This window comes from Undibacterium sp. Tian12W (assembly GCF_049339405.1).
Lineage (GTDB): Bacteria > Pseudomonadota > Gammaproteobacteria > Burkholderiales > Burkholderiaceae_D > Undibacterium.
This window is the reverse complement of sequence record NZ_JBMPPK010000009.1, coordinates 223,703-249,654: the sequence shown is the minus strand read 5'-3', so window position 1 is coordinate 249,654 and position 25,952 is coordinate 223,703. Positions and strand designations below refer to the sequence as shown.

General features: G+C 51.6%; 24 protein-coding genes. 19 read left to right on the top strand and 5 right to left on the bottom strand.

What is annotated here, in order from left to right:
- Positions 1–24: 24 nt before the first annotated feature.
- The 3 genes from ACO0LI_RS13620 to ACO0LI_RS13610 all read left to right on the top strand — a co-directional run bounded on the left by ACO0LI_RS13620 (position 25) and on the right by ACO0LI_RS13610 (position 1,597).
- Complete coding sequence (locus tag ACO0LI_RS13620) at positions 25–336, top strand: hypothetical protein (protein ID WP_423032990.1); 312 nt, start codon at positions 25–27, stop codon at positions 334–336.
- A gap of 12 nt (positions 337–348) precedes the next feature.
- Positions 349–873, top strand: a complete 525-nt coding sequence (locus ACO0LI_RS13615; RefSeq protein WP_423032989.1) for a hypothetical protein — start codon at positions 349–351, stop codon at positions 871–873.
- Positions 874–1,015: 142 nt separating this feature from the next.
- Positions 1,016–1,597: a YdeI/OmpD-associated family protein gene (locus ACO0LI_RS13610; protein WP_423032988.1), complete on the top strand. Its 582-nt coding sequence runs from the start codon at positions 1,016–1,018 to the stop codon at positions 1,595–1,597.
- Positions 1,598–1,622: 25 nt separating this feature from the next.
- Here ACO0LI_RS13610 and ACO0LI_RS13605 read toward each other — a convergent pair whose 3' ends face one another.
- From ACO0LI_RS13605 to ACO0LI_RS13595, 3 genes are all read right to left on the bottom strand, one after another.
- On the bottom strand, positions 1,623–4,223 hold the full coding sequence (locus ACO0LI_RS13605) for an MXAN_6230/SCO0854 family RING domain-containing protein (protein WP_423032987.1): 2,601 nt from the start codon (positions 4,221–4,223) through the stop codon (positions 1,623–1,625).
- Positions 4,224–4,503: 280 nt separating this feature from the next.
- Entirely contained in the window at positions 4,504–5,424 is a 921-nt protein-coding gene (locus tag ACO0LI_RS13600) for a hypothetical protein (RefSeq protein WP_423032986.1), read from the bottom strand.
- A 95-nt stretch (positions 5,425–5,519) separates the two neighbouring features.
- On the bottom strand, positions 5,520–6,119 hold the full coding sequence (locus ACO0LI_RS13595) for a short chain dehydrogenase (RefSeq protein WP_423032985.1): 600 nt from the start codon (positions 6,117–6,119) through the stop codon (positions 5,520–5,522).
- Positions 6,120–6,359: 240 nt separating this feature from the next.
- Between ACO0LI_RS13595 and ACO0LI_RS13590 the strand changes: the two genes are divergently transcribed.
- Positions 6,360–7,262 (top strand): LysR family transcriptional regulator, encoded by a 903-nt coding sequence (locus ACO0LI_RS13590; protein ID WP_423032984.1) that lies wholly within the window; start codon positions 6,360–6,362, stop codon positions 7,260–7,262.
- Here the strand turns inward: ACO0LI_RS13590 and ACO0LI_RS13585 are convergent.
- A complete protein-coding gene (locus ACO0LI_RS13585) occupies positions 7,257–7,862 on the bottom strand; it encodes a rhomboid family intramembrane serine protease (RefSeq protein ID WP_423032983.1) in 606 nt (201 codons plus the stop codon). The genes ACO0LI_RS13590 and ACO0LI_RS13585 overlap by 6 nt on opposite strands.
- Positions 7,863–8,132: 270 nt before the next feature.
- Here ACO0LI_RS13585 and soxC point away from each other — a divergent pair, with 270 nt between their 5' ends.
- The 11 genes from soxC (at position 8,133) to ACO0LI_RS13530 (ending at position 23,131) form a co-directional block, all read left to right on the top strand.
- Positions 8,133–9,497: a sulfite dehydrogenase gene (soxC, locus tag ACO0LI_RS13580; RefSeq protein WP_423032982.1), complete on the top strand. Its 1,365-nt coding sequence runs from the start codon at positions 8,133–8,135 to the stop codon at positions 9,495–9,497.
- The gene (locus ACO0LI_RS13575; RefSeq protein ID WP_423032981.1) at positions 9,481–10,503 is read left to right on the top strand and encodes a c-type cytochrome; all 1,023 of its coding nucleotides are present in this window, start codon (positions 9,481–9,483) and stop codon (positions 10,501–10,503) included. Before soxC ends, ACO0LI_RS13575 begins: the two co-directional genes overlap by 17 nt.
- A 121-nt stretch (positions 10,504–10,624) precedes the next feature.
- Positions 10,625–11,113, top strand: coding sequence for a thiosulfate oxidation carrier protein SoxY (gene soxY / locus ACO0LI_RS13570; RefSeq protein ID WP_423032980.1), 489 nt, complete (start codon positions 10,625–10,627; stop codon positions 11,111–11,113).
- A gap of 171 nt (positions 11,114–11,284) precedes the next feature.
- Positions 11,285–11,596 (top strand): thiosulfate oxidation carrier complex protein SoxZ, encoded by a 312-nt coding sequence (soxZ, locus tag ACO0LI_RS13565; protein ID WP_162042322.1) that lies wholly within the window; start codon positions 11,285–11,287, stop codon positions 11,594–11,596.
- A 13-nt stretch (positions 11,597–11,609) separates the two neighbouring features.
- Positions 11,610–12,449, top strand: coding sequence for a sulfur oxidation c-type cytochrome SoxA (gene soxA / locus ACO0LI_RS13560; protein WP_423032979.1), 840 nt, complete (start codon positions 11,610–11,612; stop codon positions 12,447–12,449).
- 10 nt (positions 12,450–12,459) lie between these two features.
- Positions 12,460–13,095 carry a sulfur oxidation c-type cytochrome SoxX gene (gene soxX / locus ACO0LI_RS13555; protein ID WP_423032978.1) on the top strand — a complete coding sequence of 212 codons (636 nt, stop codon included), beginning with the start codon at positions 12,460–12,462 and terminating at the stop codon, positions 13,093–13,095.
- A gap of 488 nt (positions 13,096–13,583) precedes the next feature.
- A complete protein-coding gene (gene soxB / locus ACO0LI_RS13550) occupies positions 13,584–15,296 on the top strand; it encodes a thiosulfohydrolase SoxB (RefSeq protein WP_423033012.1) in 1,713 nt (570 codons plus the stop codon).
- Positions 15,297–15,531: 235 nt separating this feature from the next.
- Positions 15,532–17,259, top strand: a complete 1,728-nt coding sequence (locus ACO0LI_RS13545; protein WP_423032977.1) for an Hsp70 family protein — start codon at positions 15,532–15,534, stop codon at positions 17,257–17,259.
- A gap of 31 nt (positions 17,260–17,290) precedes the next feature.
- Complete coding sequence (locus ACO0LI_RS13540) at positions 17,291–19,237, top strand: tetratricopeptide repeat protein (protein ID WP_423032976.1); 1,947 nt, start codon at positions 17,291–17,293, stop codon at positions 19,235–19,237.
- 117 nt (positions 19,238–19,354) lie between these two features.
- Positions 19,355–21,382 carry a tetratricopeptide repeat protein gene (locus ACO0LI_RS13535; protein ID WP_423032975.1) on the top strand — a complete coding sequence of 676 codons (2,028 nt, stop codon included), beginning with the start codon at positions 19,355–19,357 and terminating at the stop codon, positions 21,380–21,382.
- A gap of 6 nt (positions 21,383–21,388) precedes the next feature.
- Entirely contained in the window at positions 21,389–23,131 is a 1,743-nt protein-coding gene (locus ACO0LI_RS13530; RefSeq protein ID WP_423032974.1) for a tetratricopeptide repeat protein, read from the top strand.
- A gap of 33 nt (positions 23,132–23,164) precedes the next feature.
- On the opposite strand, the gene ACO0LI_RS13525 is transcribed toward ACO0LI_RS13530, so the two are convergent.
- Complete coding sequence (locus tag ACO0LI_RS13525; protein WP_422951494.1) at positions 23,165–23,857, bottom strand: helix-turn-helix transcriptional regulator; 693 nt, start codon at positions 23,855–23,857, stop codon at positions 23,165–23,167.
- Positions 23,858–24,113: 256 nt separating this feature from the next.
- Here ACO0LI_RS13525 and ACO0LI_RS13520 point away from each other — a divergent pair, with 256 nt between their 5' ends.
- From ACO0LI_RS13520 to ACO0LI_RS13505, 4 genes are all read left to right on the top strand, one after another.
- Positions 24,114–24,476 (top strand): plasmid stabilization protein, encoded by a 363-nt coding sequence (locus ACO0LI_RS13520; RefSeq protein ID WP_423032973.1) that lies wholly within the window; start codon positions 24,114–24,116, stop codon positions 24,474–24,476.
- Positions 24,477–24,592: 116 nt separating this feature from the next.
- Positions 24,593–24,787: a hypothetical protein gene (locus tag ACO0LI_RS13515; protein WP_423032972.1), complete on the top strand. Its 195-nt coding sequence runs from the start codon at positions 24,593–24,595 to the stop codon at positions 24,785–24,787.
- A 109-nt stretch (positions 24,788–24,896) separates the two neighbouring features.
- Positions 24,897–25,469 carry a hypothetical protein gene (locus ACO0LI_RS13510; protein ID WP_423032971.1) on the top strand — a complete coding sequence of 191 codons (573 nt, stop codon included), beginning with the start codon at positions 24,897–24,899 and terminating at the stop codon, positions 25,467–25,469.
- Between the two features lie 213 nt (positions 25,470–25,682).
- Positions 25,683–25,943 (top strand): hypothetical protein, encoded by a 261-nt coding sequence (locus tag ACO0LI_RS13505; protein WP_422951498.1) that lies wholly within the window; start codon positions 25,683–25,685, stop codon positions 25,941–25,943.
- Positions 25,944–25,952: the final 9 nt, after the last annotated feature.

The following is a 25,952-nucleotide window of genomic DNA, read 5'->3' as shown; positions in this document are numbered from 1 at the left end:
TATCGGAAACAGCGTGGAAGCAGCATGACAGTCAAAGTAAAGCACAGCATCAATATTGCAGAATTGCGCAGTATCATTAATTCCATATTGTCGCATGTGGAAGATGATCTGCAGTTGAAAGAGGTTGAGCTGACCGAAGACTACTACTGGGCCATGCCGGACGATTCTTTATACGCCATACTTGAGGATGCTAAGGAACCGAATATAGGCAGCCTGTGTGAAGATCTGGAATTTAGCAAACACATACTAAATGACAAGACACATGCATTTCCATTGATGCTGACTCATGTCGCGCCTTTGCTGCAATATCTGGCATTGAATATAAAAAAAGTTTAGGGCTAGTCTGTAATGTTAAACAAGACCTTCGCTTTTATGGCTTTATGTGTGGCCGGTTTGTTTCTCAATTTTTTATTGTTGGGTGACGCTCGTGCAGATTCTCCTTTGCAGCCACCGCATAAAATCACACGCACCAGCCAGAATCAACAATATCAGATCATTTCTGATCCGCGCCTTGGTACGCAAGTTCTGGATAAGAATAACAAGTTGCTCTGGAAAATGTCTGGCTGGTTTCGTGCGCCCTCTATCAGCAATGATGGCGAATATTGTGTGACTGAGTATGATGGCCTGAACCTGATTCCCCAGGATTATAGTCACGACATGGTCATGCTGACCTTCTGGAAACATGGCAAGGTATTGCGCAAGGTGAGATTGAAGGAGATTATTCCCGACAAGCGCATCCTGAAAGAAACTGTTTCGCATTATTACTGGGGTTATGGAGTGGGCATAGATGGGCATGGAAAATTCATAGTTCAAACTGCTGACGAAAAACGCCTGTTTTTTGATGTACGCACAGGCAGGCTTGTGACACCCTGAGTGGCTACCGCTCAATGTGGTAGCGACAGAGCGGGACGGCATTGTTGATGACAGGGAAATCTGTTACTTGAATAACTGCTAATTTGCATGCTAAATTAGCAGCGTGGCCGGATAATCAAGCGAGCTTTTTCATGGAGACAATATGAACCCCAAAGTCGATGCCTATCTCAGTAAAGCCAAGACCTGGAAAGAAGAAATCGGGCAATTGCGCAGCATAGTCCTGGAATGTCCGCTGACTGAAGAATTCAAGTGGGGCAACCCCTGCTATACGCATGAGGATACAAATATCGTCCTCATTCACGTCTTCAAGGAATATGCCGCCCTGCTGTTTTTCAAGGGAGCACTGCTAAAAGACAGCAAGGGTTTGCTGGTGCAGCAGACCGAGAATACCCAGGCGGCGAGGCAACTCCGTTTCACCAGCGTTGAAGAAATCAGCAAGAAAAAAACTGCAATCAAAGCTTACATCAAGGATGCGATTGCAGTAGAAAAAGCCGGGCTGAAGGTAGAATTCAAAAAGACCACGGAATTCAATATGCCTGAAGAATTCCAGATCAAGCTTGACGGCATGCCCGCTTTGAAAAAAGCGTTTGAATCATTGACCCCTGGGCGACAAAGAGCATACCTGCTGCATTTCTCAGCCGCCAAGCAATCCAAGACCCGCGAATCAAGAGTGGAAAAAGCGATTCCGCAGATCCTGGATGGCAAGGGGCTGGATGATGAATGAACCCTTTTCAGCTGTCAGCGCACGCTCAACTTAGCAGATCGCTGGCAGCCAGATTTCCTGTGATGGCTGCGGGTTTCAGGGCAAAGATGGCACTGCCTTCGGGCAGGGGCAGGTTACCTTCATACAGGGCTGCAAAAATGCCATGCTCAAAGCGCAATGCATCTGCTGGTAAGTACTGACCAGAATCACGTCGCAAGCGCGCCAGAAATGCCGCATTGGTTTCATTCTCTGCACGAATAAAACGCTGCAAGTCCTTGCCGCGTACCAGCACTTCCTGGCCACGCGCGGCAGCATGCAGAAGGCATAGCTCATACATGGATGGACGCGTGCCGCTGGCAAAGTAGGTGATCAATTCGGGGCAAATGGTGGTGATGGCATTGTTTGAGCTGGCGACATTATTCATGGCGAACATGCCTGTGGAATACATGTCCAGCCAGTGCAGGCGCGCCTCTTGCAGGTCGATGACCATGGGCAGGAAGATACCGTTTCCACCTTGCAGATTGAACCTGAGCTCGACCGTGCGCGGGTCAAAATGATGTCCTTGAACATCGTCCCTGAACATGATGCCAGCATAGGCACGTTCCAGGTCTTCAAAGGCCATACCTGAATAATTATTCAGGACCACCACTGCATAGCGTATGCCTTGCAGTTGAGCAGCTTCAAGATCGATATCGACAAATTCACTGGCTCCATCAGGGAAGGGGGCACTGGTGATATCGCCAGAACTGCGGGCGATATGCTGACCATTTTTGCCATGCAACTGCAATTGGTAATAAGAGCAAACTCCCTGATACTGCCAGTCAGTGTCATAAAAACCGACTGACAAATCCAGGTCAGTGCGGCTGGCATTGCTCTCAGGCTGGCACCAGTGTAAAAACAGGCGTGCTGTTTTTTCTGGTGTCACAGCAATGCTGGAGCCACGTGGCAGGCTGATCGCAGATTTGCTCGCAGTTCTCTCATTGAACGGCACGATGATGTCTTGTAATGCCCGGTCTATGATGAATTGATCATAGTGAGGTTTTTCAGCAAAGCGCTGCATGAGTTGTTCTTCCAGCGCGGCGACTATTTCTGCTATGGTATTTGCGTCCAGGTTTGCTCTGGTCTCAGGTGCAAACACAGCTTTGGCGACCTGGCCCTTGGGCCAATATATCCTGGTTTTGACAGCCTGCGTCCTTACTGGCAGGTGAGCCAGTAAGGTGAGCAATACAGGCGTGGCAAATTGTGGCAGTGCTTTCTGAAAAGCAGACTTGACCTGGGCAAGTGCCGTTTCATCGGTACCCGCAGTTCGCAATAATAAATCCAGGCGGCGCGCCAGTTCCCCCGGCCTTTGCGCCAGCAAGCCAGCCATGGCAACTGCATCGCCCAGGCGCAGGCTGGCTTCAAGCTTGCCATAATAAGTCTGGAAATCGGGTGCGGGTGTACCATCAGCAGATTTTTTGCGGATGATGGTAAACGCGGCTGCTACCTGAGGGTAACGGTTTTTGTATTCATGAGGATGCAGGAATTCGCCCATCCACACCCAATACGACCTGTGCCTGAGCATGTCTTCAGTCAGCAAATCAGGACGCAGGCTTTCCATGAAGCCTAGAAGCGACTTGCGTAGTGGGCGGCTCAGTTTGGCAACTTTAAAGCGTTTGACCAGCCGGGTGACTTGCGTATGGGTGTGGCGTTTGGCCCAGGCGAGCCAGTGGCTGGATTCAAACCATGGCCGGTATTTTTTGACGCCACGCATTTCTGCTATAGCGAGTTGCCGGTAAACAGTCTGGCCCTGTAAGGCGGGGTCAGCGCCGGAATAGGCTGCGATCAGGCGCAGCACATCGGTGGCAGTGCTGATATATGATTTTGCTGCATCCATGACCAGGGCAGGTTCACATTGCGTCAACAAGTTGCCAAACAAAAGGGCAATGTTTTCACGCACGGGTATGACTTCCGGCAACCATGGTATGACTGCCATTCCATACTCTTGCACGATGGCTGTGAAGTCGTCCTTGTCCACGGGGGACATGGCTTGCTTGCGCTCGCACAGGCTGTGCAAGAATTCTTTTGCTGCGGCATCTACATCCTGGCCCAGATCCAGCAGCTTGAAAATAATATTTTCTTTTGGCTGCTGGCGTGCTAGGGCTGGCTTGAAGAATGCTGATGACTCTGTTTGCTGGCCGCATATTGGGCAGGCAGAATAATTACTACCGTCATAGCAATGATCGCAGACCACATGCTCACAAGGCGCCAATACATGTGTGCTGCCAGTTTGTGAACAGAACAGACAGGGCTGATCAGGTAGTTGCAGGAAGTGACTGAGCACATGTTGACGCCACAGTGCCTGCGTATCTGTGGGAACATCTTCAGGGAAACGGCGAAATTGCGGCATCAACTGCTGATTGCCGCCGACTTTTTCCAGTAAAACTTTCCATACATGTTTTTGGATTTGCGTCAGTGTATTGGCACTCTGGCCTTGCAAGGCCAGACGCAGGCGGGTGGAGATGGCATAACCCAGTTTCGCCAGATTGATTTCAAAAGCTTGCAGATGGGACTCTGGCAGCAGGCTGGCGCCTGTGCCTGCGTCTACAAAAACCAGATGTTTTCTTCTGAGCAGTAAAGCTTGTGTCGCAGAAAATGGCAAAGTCATGCACGCTTCCAACAAAAAACGGAAGAGGGCCCGAGCCAACTTCCGCTGATGATCAAAGTATCCCTGATATAAAATCAGGTGAAGAAATAAGTTGCGAAGGAAATCGACCGGGCTGTTTCAGGTTGTAGAAGGAAGCCCAGTCTGAGCCTTCGCAATACAGATGCTAGCGCAAATACTGTCAGAAGATCAAGGATTTTGGAAAAGTATAAGTGTGAAAGCGATGCGCTAAAACCCCGGCTCTTCATACCGCATTTCACGCGATACGATGAGGCCGATGTCATCACTCAGTAAGTCTGTTGCCAGGGTAAGGGTGTTTGCTGGGGTGCTGTTCTTCATGGTAATTCGGCGCACGGGTTTGCATGGTGAGGTCGTTGCCCAGCACCGTGGTCGTTATCAGTGCTGCCTTGTCGCTACCCCAGCAAGCGAGGGCAGAATTGCGGTTGCCGTGCAGGTCTATGATGATGCGCCTCGCCTGTTCTTCTGACAGTTGCCCTTCGGGTGGCGCTGGCCTGGTCTTGGGCGGCAGGACGATGGCATCACCCGGTGCCACCCACAAGTCTGCGAACGAGATTTCTTGCACATAGGGGCGCCACCGTGCCACGCTGATGACCAGCGGCAAGTCATCCTGCGAAAAGAAAATGTGAGGAAAGTCATGGAACTCGAGGTCAGTGGGATTATGAGTCAGCAACTCGCGCCGCCTGCGGCCACCTATGTAGGGAGACTGGTGACCGGCCCATTTGCCATAAGTGTATTGGGCCATGATCATGCCCTCGTATTCAAAGCGCAGGCATTCACCGCTTTTGAGCAGCGTCATGCCAAAGGCCTGCACGCTTTCTCTGGTGGCGGTGATGGCTTCGTAATGGACTTCGGCCACCTTGAAATTGAACTCGGTAATCTGATAAGGGTGGTCATCATTCGGTATGGTCTTGGGCTGGTGGCTGATGCCCTTGTATTTTGTGCCCAGCTCAAGATCGGGATTATCTCTGGCGATGCTGATCTCGGTGCCAAAAGCCTGGCGCAATTGCCTGCAGTGACCGCGCTCGTTATACAGATAGGGATATATGCCAGGCAGCAAGTCTATGTAGGGCCCATCTTCTATGAAGATGGGGGCATCAAAGTTTTCATTACTCAAGGTAGCACTCCCGGTCGCATGAATGATGGCCGTTGGCAGGTTTTGCTGCCAGCGGCATTGCAGATCCATGCTAACTGGTAATCGCTGTTTTGTGCTATTTTTTTGATAAGTCCTGCCTACCCGACGCGCAGCGTAACCCTACCCAATGCACGGCATAAACCTGTCTAGCGCACAGCGTAAACCTGCCCGGTTTGCGCGCCTTCCACGCTCCTTGCATAAGCCAGCCCCACACGTTTTGCTGATACTGCTTCAAAGCCAGGGAAAAAACTGCCCAGTGCGGCGACCGAGGCTTCCAGCAAGCCGGGGCTGACAACATTGATGCGCAAGCCGCGTGGTAATTCTATCGCTGCGCCACGCACAAAACCTTCGATGGCACCATTGACCATGGCGGCGCTCGCGCCAGCACGTATTTGTATGTCGCCGACGAAACCGCTAGTCAGCGTGATAGAACCGCCATCGTGCAGATAGTCCTGGGCAATGCGCGCAACATTCACCTGGCCCATGAGCTTATTGTTGAGGCCTATATGGTAATGCTGCTCTTCGATTTCACCCAGAGGGGCAAAATGCACATGGCCTGCCGCAACCACCACGCCATCGACTTTGCCAGTGCGGGCAAACAATGCCTGTATCTGTTCGCTGTTGCTGATGTCCAGTTGTATGTCACCGCTACTCTTGCCAACGCGGATAAGTTCATGACGGGCACCTAGTTCATTGCTGATGGCGCTGCCTACTGTGCCGTTGGCACCGATGATGATGAGTTTCATGGTTTTCCTTAGTGGGACTTACGCAAAACCGCCCCAGCTGCGTTGCAGCTCCTAGCCGTACTAAAGTACTGTCTTCGTCGCTGAAGCCTTGCTGGGACAATTTTGCGTAAGTCCTGTTGCATGGTTGAGTTATTTGAAAGGGTATTCTCCCTGGAATTAAGTATGCTCTGATTTTTAATGTGGATAAACGTCTAAGAAAAGCATATATTGCAAACTCATGGTTAGTAATTGAGGCGGGTAATGGATAAATTGCGCAGCATGGAAGTATTCGTCGCCGTTGTTGATGCAGGCAGTTTTACGGCTGCTGCTGTGCAGTGCGAAATCTCGCCTGTCATGGTCGGCAAGCACATACAGTTTCTGGAAGAACTGCTCGCTGCGCGCCTGCTGACACGCACCACGCGCCGCCAGAGCCTGACCGAACTGGGTTTGCAATATGCGGAGCAATGCCGGGCCATACTGGCGCAGATCAGCGAGGCAGAGTCCGGTGCCGCCAGGATGCGCGGCGGTGCCCGTGGCGTGTTGAAGATTACCTCCCCCGTGACCTTTGGCAGTGAATTGCTGGCCCCGGCCATGGTTGATTACCTCGCACAGTATCCAGAGATGCGTGCCGACCTGCACATGAATGACAGACTGGTGGATGTGGTAGAAGATGGCTATGACGCCGCCATACGCATAGGCAGGCTGGAAGACTCCACCCTGATTGCCCGCCCGTTGCGGCCTTACCTTATGATGATCTGCGCCGCGCCTGCCTACCTGCAACGCAAGGGCACACCTTTGACTCCTGCCGATCTGACAGCGCATGAGTGCCTGGATTTTTTACACTGGAACAAGCATGTGCGCTGGCGCCTGAGCGAAGACGTCACCGACATCCCCGTCAGCCGCCTGCGTTCGAACAATGGCCAGGCCTTGAAGAGTGCTGCCGTAGCTGGCTTTGGTATCGTCATGCAGTCTGAACTGCTGCTCGCGAGTGAGGTTGCCGCAGGCAGACTGGTGCCGCTGCTGCAAGACTATTTGCCTGCGTCACGCCCCATGCATTTGCTGTATCCGCGCGACAGGCAGCCCACGCCCAAGCTTTCTACGTTTATAGAATTTATGGTGGGCAGGTTTGGCTTACCAGCAAAGGCACATGCGGCCTCATCATAAAGCTGCATTTTCTTTTGCAAGCTGATTTTTTTGTCGCACAGCAATCAGCAGACTGACCAGTAATCCTGCGATAAACCCAAACAAATGCCCGGCCTTGATAGCTGCTATCGCATGCACATCCAGCGCCACTTGTATGGCGACTACCAGGCCAGCAAACCAGGTTACTTTGCTGCGTGGCTGCAAGACCAGCATGCCCGCACACAAGGCCATCAGCGCCTGTGAGGCACCGTCGGTGACGAGTGCTGGGTAGTACCAGACACTGGCGATCTGTCCGGTTGTTCCGCCGATGAGGTAAAGCGCCAGCAGGACCAGCCAGCCCCTTGCCTTTTCCAGGTTGCTGGCAATGATGAGTATGGACAAGGCATTGAACAGCATGTGCAGGAAATGCACATGCAGGAATTGCGAGACCAGCAGACGCCACCATTCATGGCTTTCCCACAGTGCGCCTGTTGCTGCCCCCAGTTCGGGCAGGCGCAAGGATTTATTGGATGCAACAAGAGAATGGCCGAAATACAGGGCAGAACAAGTCCAGCCCGCCAATATCAGGACAAAGAGAAGAATTGCCGCTGGCGATATGGGTAAAAGTTTTTTCAGGTTCATCTTGCTGATTTTGCATGTTTATGCTAGAGCAAGAATTTATCACAAATGCAGTTTGCCTGACCCAAAGCATCGATATTTTGTGCATTGCATCAAAGAAAGTATTTGCTTATTACATTTTCTTATTTAATTATATGCGCAAATAGTATAATTTGAGCTTGATCAAAAACAGATCGTGAAAACTGTGCTTGGAGCATAAACTACTCGGCTAATGATTGGTGGTAGCTTAAAGGTGCAGTTTGAACCAGTATCTCATTGGAAAGTTTCAGTCTCATGTCTATCCAGTTAAAAAAAACCGGTCTTTTGCGTCGTGCGCCTGAGAATTTTTTGGATGCCCCTTTGCGCCAAGCGATTACAGAGCAAGGTTTGAATGATGAGCGGCGTGGTTTCTTGCGCAAGAGCTTTGCTGCCGCCACAGCAGCACTAGCATCTGGCGCTGTGCTTGCCAAACCCTCAGCACCGGTGGAAGGCGATGGCGACCCGCTGATATTGAATCTGCAAGATCATGCCAAAAGCCTGGGCAACCCGGTTGTCATGCAAGGCTATGGCCAGCCATCCAAGTTTGAAAGTAACCTGCAACGCCGCCAGTCACCTGGTCTCACACGGGTGCCTCAGGCTTCGGTGTCATTCGCACCCCTGCAGGGCTTCTTTGGCATCATTACACCGAATGGCCTGCATTTTGAACGTCACCATCAGGGCTGGATAGATATAGACCCGGCACAGCATCGCTTCATGATCAACGGCCTAGTGCGCGAAGCCAAGGTGTATACCATGGACGACCTCATGCGCCTACCATCGGTCTCACGCATGCACTTCATAGAATGTGGCGCGAACAGCGCGACTGAATGGGGCAATGTCGCTGTGCCCACCGTGCAATACACCCATGGCATGCTGAGCTGCTGTGAATACACAGGTGTGCCCTTGTCCGTCCTGCTTGATGATTGCGGCATAGACCGCAAGAAAGCCAAATTTGTGCTGGCCGAAGGTGGTGATGGCTCGGCCATGACGCGCACCATCGACATCGCCCGCGCCATGGATGACGTCATCGTTGCCTATGCCATGAATGGCGAAATGCTGCGCCCTGAAAATGGCTATCCGCTGCGCCTGGTCGTACCCGGTGTGCAGGGCGTGTCCTGGGTGAAATGGCTGCGCCGAATTGAAGTCGGTGACCAGCCCTGGGCCACCAAGGACGAAGCCGTTCACTATATCGATCTGCAGCCCAGCGGCCTGCACAGGCAATATACCTCGGTGCAAGAATGCAAATCCGTCATCACAACGCCTTCTGGCGGGCAGATGCTGCTGGAAAAAGGTTTTCACAATATCACCGGTCTGGCCTGGTCTGGCCGTGGCAAGATCAAGCGCGTGGATGTGTCTGCCGACGGTGGCCGTAGCTGGCGCACCGCCAGGCTGGAAGGGCCAATACTCGGCAAATGCCTGACCCGCTTCAACATGGACTGGAACTGGGATGGCGGGCCAGCGATCTTGCAATCACGGGCGATCGATGAAACCGGCTATGTACAACCTAGGATCAACCAGTTGCGCGAAGTGCGCGGCACCAAATCGATTTATCATAATAATGCGATTCAATCGTGGAAAATCAATGAAGACGGTGAGGTCAGTAATGTACAAGTGGCCTGAATTACGCAAGTCTTTATCTATCCTTGTGCTGGCTGGTTTCAGTCTTGCCGCCAGTGCCGCAGACTATAGCAATATAGGCCGTGCTGCGACCCCCAAAGAAGTCGCAGCCTGGGACATCGATGTGCGCCCCGACTTCAGGGGTTTGCCAAAAGGGCGCGGCAGTGTCGATCAGGGACAGCAGATATGGGATGGCAAATGCGCCTCCTGCCATGGCACCTTTGGTGAATCGAACCAGGTTTTCACTCCCATCGTCGGTGGCACGACAAAAGACGATGTCAAGAATGGCCGCGTTGCCGCACTGACTGGCAATAGCCAGCCGCAACGCACCACCCTGATGAAGGTAGCGACGGTTTCCACGCTGTGGGATTACATCAACCGTGCCATGCCCTGGAATGCACCCAAGACTCTGACCACCGATGAAGTGTATGCAGTCACCGCTTATATCCTAAATCTTGGCGGGGTGGTTGCCGACGACTTTACCATGTCGGACGAGAACATCGCCGAAGTGCAAAAGCGCATGCCCAACCGCAATGGCATGATAGAGAAACATGGCCTGTGGCAAACCAGTGGCAAGCCAGATGTGAAGAACACTGCCTGCATGAAAGACTGCCTGAAAGAAGTCAAGATCACTTCTGAACTGCCAGCCTTTGCCCGCAGTGCGAACGGCAACCCGGTAGAGCAGAACCGCACTGTCGGTGCCGTGCGCGGCGTCGATCTGAACAAGGCTACCGTTGTCAAAGTCAGTGCTCCAGCCGCAGATGAAGGTTTGAAACTGGCCAAACAATATGCCTGCACGGCCTGCCATGGCGTCAAGGACAAAGTAGTCGGCCCCGGCTTTGCCCAGATCGCTGCAAAATATAAGGGTGACGCCAATGCGGAATCCAATCTGATCAAAAAAATCAAGGCGGGCGGCAGTGGTGCCTGGGGTGATATACCCATGCCACCACAGGGCCATATCAAGGATGCAGACATCAAGACCATGCTGGACTGGGTCATGCGTCAGTAAGATTTAGCAGACAGCCGGGATTTTTTCAGGAATGTCATATCGATGGAACGATTTCGCGTTAAGCTTATCAAACTTTTTTAGTTCGCAATATAGCGGCAGTTCGCTTACTCAGGAGACAGTAATGAAGCAGGCATTCAAGATCAACGATGACGGCCAGCAACGCCGTGATTTTTTACGCATATCCACAGTGTTTGGCCTGGCCTTTGCCGCAGGCTTGCTGAAACCGTCTGATGTGTTTGCTGCCGAATGGCAAGGCAAGGCCTTTGAAGCCAAGAGCCTGCAAGATGCGTATACTGCGCTGGGTGCTGGCAGCCCTGCCGTCAGTGCTGATGTCATCATTGGCGCACCGGACATTGCAGAAAATGGTGCCGTGGTTCAGGTTAACGTCAGCAGCAAGGCCGCCAATACAGAATACATTGCGATCTTGATTGAAAAAAATCCAAATGCCATGTCGGCAGCATTTACCATACCCGAAGGTACTGAACCCCAGGTAGGAACGCGTGTCAAGGTCGGCGAAACGTCGAATGTGCATGCCCTGGTGAAGGCTGATGGTAAATGGCTGGTGGCATCAAAAGAGATCAAGGTTACTCTGGGTGGTTGCGGCGGTTAATTTTTAGAATTTCAGGTCAGGTGCTACTGTGATGCATCGTAAGCCTGGAGAAGCAGATACAAGCGGGTTTCTCTGTGCACCTCTGTGTCTCCGTGCCTCTGTGGTGAGCTTTCAGGTCTTGACCTGTCTTAATCAAGTATCTATTTAAAATTAGCAAAAAAAGGAGACATCATGGGCGATCCTATGCGTATTCGGGCGGCAGTTGTAGGCGAAGCTGTCGAGGTAAAAGTATTGATACGTCACGATATGGAAACAGGTCAGCGCAAGGACCTTGAAGGCAAAGTCGTACCTGCCCATTTCATCAAGACACTGCAAGCAAAATGGAAAGACAAACTGGTGCTGGACGCGCAATTTGGCCCCTCTGTATCCAAAGACCCGTTTTTGTCCTTCAAGTTCAAAGGCGGTGTTAAAGGGGAAAAAGTATCGGTTACCTGGACAGACAACAAGGGTGATCAGCGTAGTGATGAAGCCGTCATCGCCTGAATAGGATAAAACTATGTCACATGCTGTCTTTAAACTTGCGCAAGTTGTGCCGCTAGCGGCCTGTGTCGCGTTGTGTGCAATGTCTGGTTCTGCGAAGGCACAAGCTGCTTCTCAAACTTCTGCAACTGAAGAAATTGCCAAATACCGCCAGATGCTGGCCGATGGCAACCCGGCAGAGTTATGGGAAATGCGCGGCCAGGAACTCTGGCAAAAAAAGCTTGGCCCCAATCAGACGTCGCTGGAGCAATGTGATCTGGGCAAGGGCCCAGGCGTGACCAAGGGCGCGTATGCAGAATTACCGCGCTATTTTAAAGACACCAACAAGGTCATGGACCTGGAACAGCGCCTCATGCACTGCCGCATGAACCTGCAAGGCCTGACACGTGAGCAAGCGGTGAAAACACCTTTTGGTTCTGCCGGTAACCCGTCTGATATCGAAGCACTGGTGTCTTTTTTGACGGCAGAATCACGCGGCATGAAACTAGCGATCAGCACCAAACATCCGGCAGAAAAACAGGCCTATGAAATCGGCAAGAAGATATTCTATTACCGCGCCGGTTCCCATGATTTTGCCTGCGCATCCTGCCACTCTGCAGATGGCCAGCGCATACGTCTGCAAGACTTGCCAAATCTGAACAACAAGGAAAACGCCCAGGCTGCCTACTCGACCTGGCCCGCTTACCGCGTTTCGCAAGGTGAAGTCAGGACCATGCAGCACAGGCTCAATGACTGCTTCCGCCAGCAACGTTTCCCCGTGCCTGATTATGCGTCAGACACCATCACTGCACTGACCATGTTCCTGGCAAAATCTGCCGATGGCGCGGTCATGAATGCACCTGCATTGAAACGCTAAGGGGATAGGCATGAAAAATTTACGCATAAATTCACGAATAAGCCATATCAGTATCTTGCTGTTAGCGATTTGTAGCACGGCACTGGTTTCTGCCGCTGAACCAGATTATGCCAAAGCTGCACTGGAAATGATGAAAGCTGATTTCAAAGCCAAAGGCCCTGCCACCATGGAACGCATGGTGCAACAAGATGAAGCCCAGGCCCTGTGCAGCGCCAATCCGCAAGGCTTGAAAGCCAAGCCAGCCAAGAAGCTCGAACAGGCACAACTCGCCACTGTAAAATATCCTGCGGATGGCCAGTATATGGGCGACTGGAAGAATGGCGAAAAAATCGCCCAGAATGGCCGTGGCATGCAGTCTTCGGACGCAGTCGGCTCAGTCAATGGCGGCAATTGCTATGCCTGCCACCAGATGAGCAAGACAGAAATCTCGTTCGGCAATATCGGCCCTTCGCTCTATCAATACGGCAAGCTGCGCGGTACCAGCCCGGAGATTGTGAAATATACCTGGGGTAAGCTGTATAACGCGCAAGCCTATAACGCGTGTTCCCGTATGCCGCGGTTTGGGCATAACGGGGTATTGACTGAGGCGCAGTTGAAGGATGTGATGGCGCTGTTGTTGGATGGTGAGTCGCCGGTGAATAAGTAGTGGCTCGGCTTTGTTGTTCTGACGCAGCTATCGTCGGAGCATGTGTAAGTTACTGTCTCTGACTTTAATTGCGTCGCTCCAGCGCAGGCTGGAGCCCAGTGGCGTTCTTTGCACAACCGTGTGCCTTGATTAAAACGATTGCCCTTCGCGGACACAAGCCGGGTCTCGGCCCGGCGGCCGAATTCCTTTCTTTGCTTCGCCAAAGAAAGGAATCAAAGAAAGGCGACCGCAGACTTGCCCTTCGGGTGCTTACGCTACGCTCCAGCACAATTTGTGCATCACAAAAAATGGGAAAGCTTCGAAACTCGCTGCGCTCAAACAACGAAGCTTTCTGATCCATTTTCTGTGACGCACAAATTGCTACGTCCGAAGCGGATTAAAGTCAAAAACAACGACAACTTCAGAATCAACAGCAACGTCAAAATCAACAGCAACGTCAAAATCAACGACAAAGCAACACCAAAATCAGAAAGCAAATCACCATGGGTCTGAATCGTCGGGATTTTTTACAAGTAATGGCCATCGCCGCCGCAGGTGGCATGCAGATAGATGCGCAGGCTGCCATCGCTAATCCTGTTGCAGATAAACTCTACGACCTGCCACGCTTTGGTAATGTCCACCTCATGCATTTCACCGATTGTCATGCGCAGTTGTTGCCGCTGTATTTTCGTGAGCCCAGTGTCAATCTGGGCATAGGCGCAGCATTTGGCAAAAGCCCGCATCTGGTCGGCGAACATTTGCTCAAGCAATTTGGCATCAAGCCCAATACACCAGAAGCACATGCCTTTAGTTGCCTGAACTTTGAACAGGCGGCGGCAACCTACGGCAAGGTCGGTGGCTTTGCGCACCTGACAACGCTGGTCAAGCGCATCAAGGGCAACCGGCCCGGTGCGCTCTTGCTCGATGGTGGTGATACGTGGCAAGGCTCAGCCACGGCCTTGTGGACGAAAGGGCAGGACATGGTCGATGCCTGTTTGCAGATGGGTGTGAATGTCATGACAGCGCATTGGGAAATGACGCTCGGTGATAAGCGCGTCAAGCAGATTGTCGACAATGATTTCAAGGGCAAGGTCGATTTTGTCGCACAAAATATCCAGACTACCGATTTTGGTGACCCGGTTTTCGAAGCCTTTGTCATGAAAGAAATGAATGGTGTGCCAGTCGCCATCATCGGGCAGGCCTTCCCTTATACCCCCATTGCCAATCCGCGCTACTTGGTGCCCGAATGGAGCTTTGGCATACAGGAAGAGAATATGCAAAAGACCGTCGATGCGGCGCGTGCCAAGGGTGCGAAGGTGGTCGTCGTCCTATCGCACAATGGCATGGATGTCGATCTCAAGATGGCCTCGCGCGTGCGCGGCATTGATGCCATACTCGGTGGGCATACCCACGACGGCATGCCTGCACCTGTCATCGTAGAAAATGGCGGCGGCAAGACCCTGGTAACCAATGCGGGCAGCAATAGCAAGTTCCTTGGCGTGCTCGATTTTGATGTGAAAGAAGGGCGCATACAGGGCTTCCAGTACAAGCTCTTGCCGGTGTTTGCGAACTTTCTGCCGGCAGATGCTGACATGCAGTCACTGATACAAAAAATCCGTGCACCTTATGCGGCAAAGCTGGGTGAAAAACTGGCGCTGACAGAGGGTACGTTGTACCGCCGTGGCAATTTTAACGGCAGCTTTGACCAGTTGATTGTCGATGCCCTTATGGAAGTCAAGGATGCTGAAATCGCTTTCTCACCCGGCTTCCGCTGGGGTACCTCTCTGCTGCCGAATAGTGCCATTACGATGGAACATGTAATGGACCAGACCGCCACGACTTATTCCTATACCACCGTCACAGAAATGACAGGTGCAGCCATCAAGACCGTGCTGGAAGATGTGGCCGATAATCTGTTCAACCCTGACCCTTATTACCAGCAAGGTGGGGACATGGTGCGCGTCGGTGGCCTGACCTATGCCATAGAACCGGTAGCAGCCATGGGCAAACGCATACAGGACATGCGCCTGAACGGTCAGCCACTGGCTGACAACAAGACGTATAAGGTCGCTGGCTGGGCACCCGTGGCAGAAGGTGCCACGGGCGAGCCGGTGTGGAACGTGGTGGCGCAATGGCTGCGCACGCATAAAAAGATCACGCCACGCAAATTGAATACACCACGCCTGATCGGTGTGGCTGGCAACCCTGGCATGCTGGGTTGACACAAGCAGGTGTCTGGATGTTGCTATCCAGACACCTATCTGCATTTCCCGCGTTTGATTCTTCTTCCTCCGTCATTCACTGCGATCTTGCCCTACTTCAGGGTGGGGTAAAACCTGCATGCCTGCATCACGGGTAAATTATTTTTGCTGCATAGCGCAAAAATTACTCATTTTGGTTTATGTTATGACACTTTATTTGATTTGAGCGTGGTATCAGCGCGGGAGTAGTGTCGGCATGATCATCGGTATTGATTTAGGAACAACAAATAGCCTGGTAGCTGTCTGGAAAGACGGTAAATCGCAACTGGTGCCCAATGGTCTTGGCGAGACGCTTACACCTTCATGCGTCAGTCTGGATGAGGACGGTACTGTTCTCGTCGGCAAGGCCGCCAGGGAACGTTTGCAGACCCATCCAGAGCGCACGGCTTCGGTATTCAAGCGCTATATGGGTAGCGACAAGAAAGTCAGGCTGGGGCAAAAGGATTTTCGTGCCGAAGAATTGTCTGCGCTGGTATTGAAATCACTCAAGGCCGATGCTGAAGCTTTTCTGGGGGAAGCGGTGACAGAAGCCGTGATTACCGTGCCCGCCTATTTTTCTGATGCCCAGCGCAAAGCGACCCGCACTGCGGGTTTGCTGGCCGGCCTGAAAGTCGAGCGTTTGCTCAATGAACCCAGTGCAGCAGCACTGGCCTACGGCATGCACCAGCTTGATAGTGAAAGCCGCTTCCTCGTATTTGATCTCGGCGGTGGCACTTTTGACGTGTCCATCCTGGAATTGTTTGAAGGTGTCATGGAGGTGCGCGCCTCTGCCGGCGATAATTTCCTCGGCGGTGAAGATGTCACGAATGCGATTGTAGATTTGTTTTTCCAGCGCAATAGTCTCTCCAGCAGCCTGCGCAATAACCCCATGTTCATGCAAAGACTGGGTGCATCTGCCGAGGCCGCCAAACGTGCCTTGTCGACTGACCAGAAAGCTACAGTGCAAATCCAGCTTGATGGCAATGATCTCAGCATGAACATCGATGAAGAGGCTCTGGACAAACTCTGCGCCCCTTTGCTCAAGCGTATGCGCGAACCGGTAGAGCGTGCTCTGCGCGATACCAATATCCGCGCCAATGAACTCGACAGTATCGTGCTGGCCGGTGGGGCAACCCGCATGCCCGTCATCAAACGCCTGGTGACACTGATGTTTGGCCGCTTCCCTACCAGTGAGATCAACCCGGACGAAGTCGTCGCCATGGGCGCAGCCGTCCAGGCTGGCCTGAAGATGAAAGATGCCGCGTTGGAAGAAGTGGTCATGACAGACGTGGCACCTTATTCACTCGGGGTAGAGGTTTGCATGCGCCTGGCTGACGGCAAGTCGTCTGATGGCCATTTTTCGCCTGTCATTGAGCGCAATACGGCAGTGCCGGTCAGCCGTGTTGGCCATTATCGTGCTGTGGATGCGCGCCAGACCAGTGTGGTGCTGCGAATTTTTCAGGGTGAATCGCGCCTGGTCAAAGACAATATCTTACTCGGCCAGCTTGATGTTCCCCTGCAGCCGGACGGCAACGAAGAGAAGGCCGTCGATGTGCGTTTTACCTATGATGTCAATGGCCTGCTTGAGGTCAGGGCCAATGTCAACAATAGCACTGAAAGCCATGTGCTTATCATTGAGGGTAATCCTGGCATGCTTACTGATGAAGAGATCAGGCAGCGTTTTGTCGAGCTTGAAAAAATCAAAATGCATCCGCGTGATACGCTGGAAATGCGCACCCTGCTGGCCAGGGCCGACCGCATATACCAGCAGGTGCGGGGAGAGTTGCGCTCGTGGTTGAGCGTACAGATAGCCGAGTTTGAAGGCGTGTTGGAAACGCAGAATCCGCGCCACATCAATCCGGCCAAGAAGAAATTTTCCGACATGCTTAATTCCATAGAAAGCGATAGCCACCTGCATTCTGATTTTGACCCGCAACTGAATTAAAGTGGGCATGCAGATGCTGGTGAATTGAATCATGGAATATACCCCGTCGTTTTTTCGTTTGTACGGCTTGCCTGACGATGCTGACGAACGCTCCATCAAGCGTGTTTATGCAAAGCACCTGAAAAAAATAGACCAGGAAACGGATCTTCCTGGCTTTCAGGCATTGCGTGAAGCCTATGAAGAAGCTCAGGCCTGGATAAAGCACAGGGACAGTGGCAGGCTGCCGCATAGCACCGATGAAGCCAGTCAGAATCAGGCCGTGTCTGAGCAATCTGAGGCGGGCGCAGTACTGCAAGAGCAAGCTGCCAAAAATAATGCTGAGCCGGTGCGTCCACTGACACCAAAAGAGCAAGCACCTGACACGCACACGGCAGAGGCAAAGCCAGTTGCTGTTGTAGCAGAACAGACAGAAATGGTAACACCGGACAGTGCCGCACCAGCCATGCAAGACAGTGACAAGCAACTGGCTGCCAGCAAGGCTGAGCGTGTTTTTGCTGAAATGCTCATGGCCATGCTCAAGTATGTTGATGAAGAAGCGTATGCCGAAAAACACCTGCGCCTTGCCATGGGAGACCCGCGCCTGGCGGGCAATTATGCGCGCTACGTCTTTGAAACCCTGTTGGCCGCCTATCTGTCCAGAGGCTGGCGACGCGGTAACGGTGAGCTGTTTGATGCTGCCTTTGAGATATTTGGCTGGGACAAGGACAGGCGTCGCCTGTTAAGCCTGGGCCGGCGTGGCCATTTACTGGAACGTGCCTATAAAGAAAAGCAGGCATTTTTTCAAAGGCCTCTTAATCTGCGCAAGGCGCAATGGGACTTGTTGAAAAAACTGAGGCAGGATAAAAACCCGGGCGAGGACTATCTCGTCGCCAATTTTAAAAAACTACTGGTGCTTGATGAGTTGTATCCGGTCTGGTTATGGATGGTGACCAGCAAGGATAATTTCAATATCTGGAAAGCGCAATTTGAGGCAATACAGGAAGTCGCCAGGGCAAAGGCACTCAAGGAAGCCGCAGAAATCGAGGCGCGCAACAAGGTGGCCGAAGGGACTGGCGGTGCGTTTTCAGTGCCTGGCGAAGATGATGGGGCCACAGCGAAAACCAGGTTTTATACTGCCATGCGCAGGCCTCTGAGGCGCTACTTCCTTCCTGCATTTTTGTGTGTCGTCGCGCTCCTCATCGTGCAATTGATCGCACAAGATGCCAAGACAGTGACACCGCCACCGGTAGTCAGGCAAGCTGTGCCAACAACTCCCGCAGCCAGATTTGATGCTGCCAGCCGTGCATTAAGCCGTGCCGGTAACCGTGCAGAAATGCTGCAAAAAGCTGTGCAGGAACTGGCGCAATTGTCCAGCGAGGGCAATGTCAAAGCCTCCTATCAACTAGGCTGGTTGTACCGTGATGGCAAGCAGGTAGCGCAAGATGATGCTGAGGCTCTTAAGTGGTTCACCAAGGCGGCGGAGCAAGGCCATCTGGATGCTGTCGTCATGGTGGCTGATTGTTATTTTGAAGGACGTGGTACCAACAAGAACATGGACGAAGCCATACGCTGGTACAGCAAGGCTGCTGAACAGGGGCAAAGCCTGGCACAGATCAAGCTCGCGCATTTGTACCTGGATGGTACTGGCGTCAAAAAAGACCGGAAGCGTGCACTGGAATTGATGACTGCTGCAGCAGAAAAAGGCCAGGCCGTGGCACAAAGTGAGTTGGGCCTGATATACATGAACGGTTTGTACGGTGCATATGCCAATACTGAGAAGGCCGCCTACTGGTTCATGCTGAGTGCCCGCCAGAATGATGCAATTGGCCAGCGCATGTTTGGGCTCATCAATGAAAAAGGCCTGGGTGGTTACAACCAGGACCGTCTCGCTGCATCACAATGGTATGGCAGGGCAGCCAGGCAAGGGGATGCAGAAGCCGGCAAGAGATTAAAGAGTCTGTGTCAGTCCGGTTTTTATATGGATTGCAGGGAGAGGTAATCTTGCCAACTATCGCCCTGCTACCTGAGCGTCTCTTTGACGCAAAAATGACGATGCAACTCCTGCCAGGGCAATAACAAATACCAGCAGCACCAGTTTGACCGACACTATATTCTCATGCGTAATCCACCACTATTCTTTATTGAAAATCAGTTAAACGCCGATGCTGACGAGCGCGCAGTCAAGCGTGCCTATGCACGAAAACTGAAACAGATAGACCAGGAAAAAGACCTCCAGGGTTTTCAGGATTTGCGTGATTCATATGAAGCTGCACTGTCCTGGTTGCGCTACAGGGATCAGTTTCAAGGGCAATTCCAGTTGCACGCAATGTCGCAGGTACTGTCGCAGGCGGAAGACGATGGCATTGCAAGTGTGGCCGATAATAAGGAAACTACTCCTGCATTACAGGATACGCCAGTCGCTGATGAGATGTCGTCGCAAGAGAACGCTGATGTCGCTCAGGACGCTCAGGACGCTCAGGTCGCTGGCGGTCAAGATGAAAATCCTGCCCCTGATGCCGCCATAGCGGGTCAGGCAGAAGATGCAATTCTTGCTGCACAAATGCAGCAAGAAACCGTCGTCGTTGGAAAAACAGAAATTGTCAGCCCGGAAGCAGCCGCAAAGAAAATCTTCAATGAAATGCTGGAGGCAATGCGCCTCCATTGCGAGAGTGGAAATGATGGTGCTAATAGTGAGGCAAGTGAAACCAGTGATGACAGTGAAGATGATTTCGCCGGACAAAACCTGACAGCCTTGCTGGACGATATGCGCCTGTTTCACATGGAAACACGCTTGATCTTTGAAGGCTTGCTGGCAGATTATTTGTTACAGGGCTGGCAACCCGGCAATGGTGAATTGTTTGATGTAGCGGTAGAAAATTTTGGCTGGCAAAAAGACCGTCAGCGTTTGCTGCAACTCGGCAGGCCAGGCCGTGTCATTGACCGCGCGCTGACCGATGCCGCTGAGTTTTATCGCAAAGATAAAAGGACCCGTGCAAAACTATGGGCCCTGGTCACAAAAATCAGAAAAGAAAAATTCCCTCATCTGAATTACCTGAAAGCGAATCTAAGCCTGTTGCGCCATATGCAGGCTAGCTATCTTTCCTGGTTGCTGCTGGTGACAAGCAGAGAAAATCTTGCACAATGGTCCGCAGTAGCCGAAGAGATTGATTCCCAGGAACCCATCGGTGACCAACGGGTATATGTTCCAAAAGAGGACAACACCGGGCATCCAGCTTATTGGATATTCATTGCTGTTTTTGTGTTTTTTGGCATGTTTTCTGGCAGGGACAGACCAACACCAAAGTATGACCCTGGTCAATTTACTTCAGCAGGCCGGATGCCGTTCGATCTCGATAAGCCTGATTCCAGGTTGACGCTGGAGCAGCGAATTGAGAAAGCAGAAGTCTTGCTGGCGCTGAGCAAGGAAGACAAGAGCAATCTCAAGACGGCTGTACGGTCTCTGGAAACTCTGGCGGGAGAAGATAGCAGCAAAGCTGCTTATCGCCTGGGCTGGCTATACCGTGACGGCAAATTTGCGCCTGCCGACAAGCAGCGGCAATATGCGTGGTTTTTGAGAGCAGCTGAACTCGGCAATACGCAAGCCAGCATCATCGTCGGCGATCTTTTGATGGATGGCATGGGTGACAAACCCAATCACCAGGAAGCCTTTTCACATTACAAAAAAGCCGCAGACCAGGGCGATGCACTCGGCCAGTTCAAGCTGGCTTATATGATAGATCATGGATATGGAATAAAGCCAGACAGGGCAGTAGCTGCGCGCCTTATCAAGTCGTCCGCCGAGAAGGGCTTTGCCTATTCCGAATCCCTGATGGGGCAGTTTCATTTGCGTGGGGAGTATGGGTTTCCCAGGGATGAAGTCAAGTCCGCCAACTGGTTTTCATTAAGCGCCACACATGGTGACGCCAGCGGTGAACGCTACTTTGGTCTGGTACATGAGCAGGGACTGGGGGCCTACAAGATCAATCTTGCTGAAGCTGCCAAGTGGTATGGCAAGGCCAGGGATCATGGTGATAAGGAAGCTGAAAAAAGTTTGCAGCGCTTATGCAAAAAACAGGAGTTTTCAGAGTGCAAACCTGCGTCAGTAAGCGTCAGTACCGTATCTGTTGTGACCAAGGCACAATAAGTATCCATGAATAAGCTGCCTGATTTCTTTGTTCAATATGATTTGCCTGCAGATGCGGATGAACGTGCCATTAAACGCGTCTACGCACGCCAATTGAAACTCATCAATCTGGAAACTGATCTTGAAGGATTTCAGGCTCTGCGTCTTGCGTTTGAAGCGGCACTGACATGGATGCAGAACCAGGCGCAACAAACTGAGCCTGTTCCTGTTGATATGCAGGTCAATTGTGATAGCACTCTGGCAGTGGCAGTGCCAGTAGGAACGCTTGATTTCAGCAACCAGCAACCGGTAATCCAGGATGCCGGAGCCGCACTTGCTGACGCTAGCGATCCTACTATGATTGCTGGCCAGCTTATCGCCGACATGTTGGAAGACATGCGCAAACATAGTCACGAGCACGCATATGTCGACAGGCGTTTTTTACAGGCACTTGATGATCCACGCCTTATCCATATGGAAACAAGCCTCGCATTTGAACTAGCACTGGCGCAATATCTTGTACAAGGCTGGCAACCTGGAAATGGTGAACTGTTTGAAATTGTGAGCGAGCATTTTGGATGGGATAGTGACAAGAAGCGTTTACTGAATTTTGGTGAGCTTGGTCATATATTGAGTGTCGCACTGCTTGAGCAGTCTGAATTCAATAAAAATGACCATGGCGTCCGTTCCCGCTATTGGTCCTTGTTATTGAAGGCAAGGTATGAGCGTGAGCCAGGTCATGAATACTTGACAGATTATCTTCCGACGATATCGCGCATACATGAGATGTATCCGGTGTGGACTATGATGGTCAGCAGCAGGGAAAATATAAAAGCTTGGTATGCCAGCCATGAAGCTGCACAAAGGGAAGCAGTTTCTGCGCAAGAAACTGTTTCGGCAAACGCAGCGATCAATAAGAAGGAATCTCCTTATTTGAGGTTTATGTTCTTCCTGTATGTTTTATTCTGTCTATTCATCGTATTCTCAATTGCGATGATGATCAAGCGTGAGCCCTTACATACTGCTCATCATAATCAGGAGGATACGCGCCTTAGCGTCATTGAATTGATGAAGGCTGGAGATGGGTATTTCAGCGGGAAAGGAAGTTATACCAGGGACGTGAATGAAGCTATCTACTACTGGGGCCTGGCATCAAATAAAGGTAGTGGAGAGGCATCTTATCAACTGGCATGGATTTTTGATCCTGCTAATGGCGTTAATGCCAACCTGATGCGTGCGTTGGAGATGTATGCCAAAGCAGCCGATCAAGGACATCTTAAATCACAATTAATGATGGGGAATTACTATGCCAGCGGTGATGCTGCGAATATCAGTAAAGCCCTATATTTTTATGAATTAGCAGCCCGGCAAGGGAATCATGAAGCACAGCTCAAGCTTGCGCGACTATATGAAAAAGCGCAAGGCATCCTTGATAGCGAAAAAAAGTCAGTCGATTGGTTGCAGGCAGCTGCTGACGGTAAAGAGCCTGGTGCAGAAAGCAGTCTGGCTGACCTGTATTTGCACGGCGGGCGGGACATTCGTAAAGATGAAGAAAAGGCTTATTATTGGGCCGCCAGAAGCGCTGCTCAAAATGATCCTGCCGGACTGAGTTTGTTGGCGCAAATCTATGAGCAAGGTTTGGCACAACAAGCAGTGGATCTGGATCGGGCCAGCAAGCTATATGCTGCAGCCAGTGATACCGTCAAGTTTGCACGTGAACGGCTTGCTGTCATTTGCAAGACGACAAAGTATGCTGGATGCCGGGCATGAGCTCAGGGGGGCTGCGAAAGTCAACCAGACCAGTCAACGCTCAGCCCTGATACCCTGTTGTTCACGCCATTCTTTCAACAAAGCCTGGCGTGAACGTGGGTAAGTTTGATTTGCCACCTGCAAGGCCTGTATGCGGTCAGTGCGAAAGTGTCGGAAGTCATTGCGTAATTCGCACCAGGCGACGATGATGCGCAGATTATCAAAGAAGGACAGGGCGCAGGGCCAGATGATGCGTTCACTGGCCTTGCCTGTTTCATCCTGATATTCAAGTACCAGTTTGTGTTGCTTGCGTATGGCCAGGCGTATCTCGCGCAACTGCTCATCATTGCCCGCGTTCTTGCTGCTGGGGCCTATCAACAGGCCGCTGGTCTCCAGTTCCAGCCTGGCTTCTGCTGGCAAGACTGAGGCAATTTTTGCCAGCGCATCGCGTGCTGCCAGTGCCAGTTTATGGTCTGCCTGCTGCGCCACCCAGCGCGAACCCAAGGCGATCGCGGCAATCTCTTCTTCAGTGAACATCAAGGGTGGCAGGGTAAAGCCGGGCTGCAAGACATAGCCTACGCCAGCTTCACCGGCAATTTTTGCGCCCTGATTTTGCAGGGTAGCGATATCGCGGTACAGGCTACGTAAACTAATCCCCAACTCTTGAGACAGCGCCGCTCCGCTGACAGGGTAGCGATGCCGGCGCAGTATTTGCATCAGTTGTAGCAGGCGTTCAGTGCGCGACATGTGTATATCCGTGAGAGTGGTCAGACACGATGGTCAGTGTCTATAAATCATGCAATTTTAACCTGATCGACAGCAGCAGGCAGCATGGAAAATTATTCACACTGCATTACAGCAACTTCGTCAGCATAGTCTTACGCAACTATCGTCTTAGTCCGATTTTGTTCTTGACAGCGGGGGACTATTATTTAACTCATTAATGCAGGGCGAATAAAGCGGCTTAATTAAGGAAATAAAGTAAAAAAATAAAGGAGCGATCATGCCAAGAACTACATGGAGCGCAAAAAGAGAGCGTCAGTTCAAGCATATCAAAGACAACTTAATTAACAGTGGCCGCAAGCCCGGCCTGGCTACAGAAATTGCTGCACGCACCGTTAACAAAGAGAGAGCACAGCATGGCGAGAGTCAGCAAGCGAGCAAGACCTCCCTGCAGGATATGCCCGCAGGGAGGCGCGGCGGGCTTCATTCACATAGTGGTGTAGCTGGTCGTACCTTCGCGCAGTTATATCAGGAAGCGCGCAGGAAAAATATCCGGGGCCGCTCGGGCATGAACAAGGCTGAACTGGAGCAGGCAGTCGATAGGCCAAGGGGACACAGGCAGGCGAATACAAGTGCAGGATAAATCGCAAAAAGAAGTACAGAAATAAGTGCGGAATAGATAATGAATCAGAAATCAGAAATAAGAAATAAGAAATAATAGATAAGAAAATAATTAAAACTAGATAAATCATTCTTTGCATGGGTGAAATCATGATTGTCATCGGCATCAATAAGGCACCGGCACAACAATGGCTGCTCGTTGCATTACGGACCGCGAAGGCTGCGGCAGAAGCGAATGAAGTTGAATGGGAATATGCCCACATCAGAATAGAATTACCGCAAGGTCGTTCTTACTCCAAGTTGCCAGGTCATTTGAACCTGGTGGAAAATTAACCACAGCAGTCACGCAGGCATAGGGGAAGATCATGAATACGCCGCAACTCGTTTTGTATGGAGTCCTGGCCATGGTCTTGCTGACTTCATTGTTTGTGAAGAGATAATCATGAGCGCTCATTATTTAAGCCTGACCTTATGCAGCCTCTTGATGTACGCACAATATGCCTGCGCTCAAGAGACAAGGATGTCGGTCAGCAGAGAAAGCGCAGGGCAACAAATGAGCCGCGCCACAGGAGCGGTTAAAGGACAGGCTAAAGAACAGGCTGTTACCAAAGAGCAGGCAATTGCTGAGCGCGATGCTGGTGCAGTGCAAGAGCTTGCAGCATCACGGACAGCAGTGCCCGAATCTGGACAATCCGGACAGCCCGACTTGAATGGCCCACCTGTTCCTCCCGTCGCGGACGCACAGCTTGCTGGCAGAAGTGGCAATGCGGGCAACGCGCAACCGGCGAATGGATCTGACTTATATACCCGTGTGACAAGAGAGTATTACAGCCAGTCTGCAACTCCTGCCAGACAAGAAAAGCCAGGCACTTTGTCCAAGTTTGGTTTGCGCTATTCTCAGGCTGGCAGTGATCATCTATGGCTGGAATACCGGTTCAGTGATAAAGGCGCATTGCGCTTGCGCGGTGCAGCCCACAGAGGCGTCAGAGTGCTGGCAGTGTTTGAATATTGGTAGATCAGTGGGCATATCACTAACTGTATGCACTAATTTGTCAGGCAATTTCTGCATTATTCTTGCACCACAAATCCACCGCTAATTCATCATTAATGCACCACTGCAAGCGAATAAACATCCTTGCCCGCATGCAGTGTCCGACCCAGTTGCCTGGTTCAATCAAACGCGGTTTCCCTTTTTTCAGGCACAGGGCACACTATCAGGAGCAATCTCATGAACAGCAGACTTCATACCACCCTAGAGCGAACGCCAAGCATGCATTACAAAAATTATGATATTTTTGTGATCGCTTTCCCCCGGCCTGACGGCCACTGGTCCGCCAGCGGCGAAGTACAAAAGTATGGTGCGCAAGGGCTCGAAATCGCCCAGCAGTTCAGCGGGCCCTTCAAGGCAAACAGTGAAACCGAAGCCAGGCTTGCCGTTATCCGCGATGCCAAAATGAAGATAGATGCAATACTGGCTGAGCTGGATTAAGGCCGAATT